This window comes from Chamaesiphon sp. OTE_75_metabat_556, from assembly GCF_031378165.1.
In the GTDB taxonomy this organism is placed as follows: Bacteria; Cyanobacteriota; Cyanobacteriia; order Cyanobacteriales; family Chamaesiphonaceae; genus Chamaesiphon.
In genome coordinates, this window is the sequence record NZ_JANNDR010000302.1 from 1 (window position 1) to 3,659 (window position 3,659).

Below are 3,659 nucleotides of genomic sequence, written 5' to 3' on the forward strand. Positions count from 1 at the left end.
GTTTAATGTCTGGTGTACGTTGGCGTAGCCCGTCTTGCAGACGATCGTTAGTTCTAGTTGCAGCCAAGATCGATAGTTGAAAGAAATACTCTTCAAAATTGAAGAGCAAATGCTTTAGCCTAATACTTCTTTACCAACAGCTTGATATTTAGACCAACCAAATTGGGCGCGAGGATCGGCACAATCGCGGATAATGATGCCGCGACTAGACGATCGCTCGAAGGCAACTAACAGCGGAATTTCAGTTTTAAATAGCGGTACTTTTGCTTCTTCCAGCAGGATTTTAGCTTCTCGCCCAGTTTTGGTGCGCGAGTCTACTTGAGTGAGCAATACTTTATATTTTGCGCCCCAGGTTTCTAATAATTCGGTTGTTTTAATCGTGGTATCGATATCGAGATGATTGGGTGTTGTCGGGACGATCAGTAGATCGCTACTGGCGACCAAATCTTTGAGTTCGTCTTGCTCGGGGCGGGCTTGGGTGTCGGTGATGATGTGCGTATACTTGCTGATAATGGCGGTCGCTCCAGCTTGGGATGCTACAATAAATGGTAATTTATCTTCGCGCGACCAGACTAGTGCCGAACGGTTGCGATCGGCATCAATGAGTAACGTGGGAGCGGTTTCCTGCAAGTAGGCGGCAAGATGAATCGATGTGGTTGTCTTGCCGACACCACCTTTGAGCGCAGTAATGGTAATAATCATCGGCTAGTAGGTCGAAGTTCCCGATCTGTTTGCACCACTGTAAAAGGTAATGCGTATCTACAACAAACCCCGTAACATAAATTAGGGGTTTGGGTGGGCAGATTGGCAACTAGCTAAATATACGGAGAGGAGAGGATTCGAACCTCCGTTAGGTGTAACCCTAAAACTGATTTCGAGTCAGCCACCATCAACCACTCGGACACCTCTCCAGGCAACCATCAGCTATTATACACGATCGCGAGATCTGCGTACAGATCGATCGCGATCGAGAGTTGTGCGGAATCAGGGGTTGTGGCGATCGATTATCGATCGCCCAGAATTGCCGGATCGCGACCGCTGGCAGCTATAGTAGGATCGATCCTAGCCCAGCGACCAAGATTCTGGATATCTGCCAAACGATGCGTATTGCCCTATTCACCGAAACTTTTTTACCAAAAGTCGATGGGATTGTGACTCGACTCAAACAGACGATCGAACAGCTCCAGCGGCAGGGCGATGAAGTCCTGGTTTTCTGTCCCGAAGGTGGCTTGCAGTCTTACTGCGGCGCGCGGATTCATGGACTCTCCGCCTTTGCATTCCCGCTCTATCCCGAACTCAAATTAGCCCTGCCCCGTCCCGAAATCGGCCACCAACTAGCCAAGTTTCAGCCAGATCTGATTCATGTGGTCAATCCGGCAGTCTTGGGACTAGCCGGAATTTTTCATGCCAAATCCGATCGGATTCCCTTGGTAGCTTCTTATCATACCCATTTGCCCAAATATCTCGATCGCTATGGATTAGGGATGTTTGAAGGATTGTTGTGGGAGTTATTAAAAGGGGCGCACAATCAAGCTGACCTAAATCTATGTACTTCGAGTGTGATGGTGCAGGAATTGAGCGCGCAAGGGATCGAGCGTGTGAATTTGTGGCAGCGGGGGGTGGATACGGAGACTTTTTGTCCGGCTAGAGCCACACTCGAAATGCGTGACTATTTGACCGCAGGCAAGCCGAACAGCCGCTTATTGTTGTATGTGGGGAGACTCGGTGCCGAAAAGTATATCGAGCAGATTAGGCCGGTTTTGGCGGCAATTCCGGGAGCCAGACTGGCGATCGTCGGCGATGGGCCGCATCGCGCTGATTTGGAAAGTTATTTTGCCGATACACCGACTCACTTTGTCGGCTATCTGGGTGGTGAACAGTTAGCAGCAGCTTATGCTGTGGCTGATGCTTTTATTTTTCCATCGCGGACGGAGACATTGGGATTGGTCTTGCTCGAAGCCATGGCTGCTGGCTGTCCGGTCATTGCCGCGCGAGCGGGTGGCATCCCCGATATCGTCACTGACGGTCAAAATGGCTACCTATTCGACCCTGAAGATCCACAAGGCGCGATCGCCGCTACCCACAAACTGTTTGCCGATCCCGCTGTCAACCGTCAGCTCCGCGAGAACGCCCGCACAGAAGCCGAACGCTGGGGCTGGGCGGCAGCAACCCGACAGTTGCAACAGTATTATCGGCAGGTGATTGTGGCAGCTTCCAGCCGTGGTTGACGATCGAGTTTCACTAGCGATATCTATTTGCTGCAAACCTCACCGCGATTTGCCGGATCGATCGACGACCGACTGCTTTCACTAGCTAGCCCAAGTTGCTACTTAGAAATGCCTACGATTGAAACCGCTGAGGTTATAGGTATCAACTTGGGTTAGCTACTAGAATTCTCTTTCTTTAAACTCGTAGCTGCTAAATATTAGGTACTCAAGTCTCTATTCTGCACCCAACTCGCTGCTACCACCGTCTAGAGGGGGTTCGCCGATACCGAGTTGTTTTTTGGTACGTTTGAGGTCTTTCCATAGACCTTTGATCTGCTTGTATGACTCTTCGGGAGTCAGCTTACCAGCGGTTTCCAAGCTACAAATATAGCTAACTTTCTGAGTGAATTCTTGTAAGTTACTGTTGAAAACTAGGTTTTCAGGTTTAAACTCGCCGTTGTAACGGTTGTTCTGGTACAAAAAGAAATCGCTCTGTTTAGACATCAATCTTGCATCCTAATTTATGGAGATGGAGTTATAAATCGCAAAGTCGGGAAATGTTTTATACCACCCGATCTGAACTCCTAGCTAAGAACTACAGAATATTTGTGAAAATATTTGTGAAAATATTTGTGAATGTGCGGGAAGTCGATCGATCTGCGGTGAGTACTAAACCTTACCACTCGCATGGTTAGTTTAAAAGACAGTAATCCTGACAATCTGTGCCTGTATTTTTTGGCAATGGTATCGTTCCAGGGCAGGCGAACGCAGTTACAGAGATCGTCTCAGGACGAATACTTGGTAACTGCTACCAATTTTCAGCTAAGATTTAGTGTCAGCCCCTCTAATTCTAACTATTTCAGCATGAATCGTCATCCGCAGATTTACGAAGGTAAGGCCAAAATTCTTTACGCGACAGACGATCCGGAGATCTTACTGGCCTACTTCAAAGATGATGCGACGGCGTTTAATGCCCAAAAGCGCGGCACGATCGTCGGCAAAGGGGAAATTAACTGCCAAATTGCCGCCCATTTATTTCGAGCGATCGAAGCCCAAGGGATCGCGACGCATTTTATCGACTGTCCGGCAGCTAATGAAATGCGTGTCAAGGCAGTCACCATCATCCCGATCGAAGTCGTCGTCCGCAACATCGCGGCGGGGAGTTTGTGCCAACAGACGGGGATCGAGCTGGGGACTGTCTTGCCGCAGCCTTTGGTCGAATTTTTTTACAAAAACGATAGTTTGGGCGATCCGCTGCTGACGCACGATCGATTATTGTTGATGGAGTTGGCCACCGCCGCACAAGTAGAGATGCTCACTCTCAAAGCTCGTCAAGTTAATCATATCCTCACCAACTTTTTCCAATTGTGTGGAATTACACTAGTTGACTTTAAAATCGAATTTGGCATCGACAAGCACCAGCAAATTTTGCTAGCTGATGAAATTAACCGT

General features: G+C 48.5%; 4 protein-coding genes and 1 tRNA gene. 2 read left to right on the top strand and 3 right to left on the bottom strand.

The window, feature by feature from the left end; genetic code table 11:
- Positions 1 to 114: 114 nt before the first annotated feature.
- Both RMO27_RS12235 and RMO27_RS12240 read right to left on the bottom strand, forming a co-directional pair.
- Positions 115 to 702: a ParA family protein gene (locus RMO27_RS12235; RefSeq protein ID WP_309732812.1), complete on the bottom strand. Its 588-nt coding sequence runs from the start codon at positions 700 to 702 to the stop codon at positions 115 to 117.
- A 122-nt stretch (positions 703 to 824) separates the two neighbouring features.
- Positions 825 to 911: transfer RNA gene (locus tag RMO27_RS12240), tRNA-Ser, on the bottom strand.
- Between the two features lie 189 nt (positions 912 to 1,100).
- Between RMO27_RS12240 and RMO27_RS12245 the strand changes: the two genes are divergently transcribed.
- Entirely contained in the window at positions 1,101 to 2,228 is a 1,128-nt protein-coding gene (locus tag RMO27_RS12245) for a glycosyltransferase (protein WP_309732820.1), read from the top strand.
- A gap of 213 nt (positions 2,229 to 2,441) precedes the next feature.
- Here the strand turns inward: RMO27_RS12245 and RMO27_RS12250 are convergent, their stop codons facing one another.
- Positions 2,442 to 2,711, bottom strand: a complete 270-nt coding sequence (locus RMO27_RS12250; protein WP_309732815.1) for a hypothetical protein — start codon at positions 2,709 to 2,711, stop codon at positions 2,442 to 2,444.
- A gap of 360 nt (positions 2,712 to 3,071) precedes the next feature.
- Between RMO27_RS12250 and purC the strand changes: the two genes are divergently transcribed.
- Positions 3,072 to 3,659: phosphoribosylaminoimidazolesuccinocarboxamide synthase (gene purC, locus RMO27_RS12255; protein WP_309732819.1), on the top strand; the 588-nt coding region annotated here is incomplete at its 3' end.

Bases quoted from the DNA above. Each gene is read 5' to 3' on its own strand.
- RMO27_RS12250 (WP_309732815.1), bottom strand. From the start codon at position 2,711: ATGTCTAAACAGAGCGATTTCTTTTTGTACCAGAACAACCGTTACAAC.
- RMO27_RS12245 (WP_309732820.1), top strand. From the start codon at position 1,101: ATGCGTATTGCCCTATTCACCGAAACTTTTTTACCAAAAGTCGATGGG.
- RMO27_RS12235 (WP_309732812.1), bottom strand. From the start codon at position 702: ATGATTATTACCATTACTGCGCTCAAAGGTGGTGTCGGCAAGACAACC.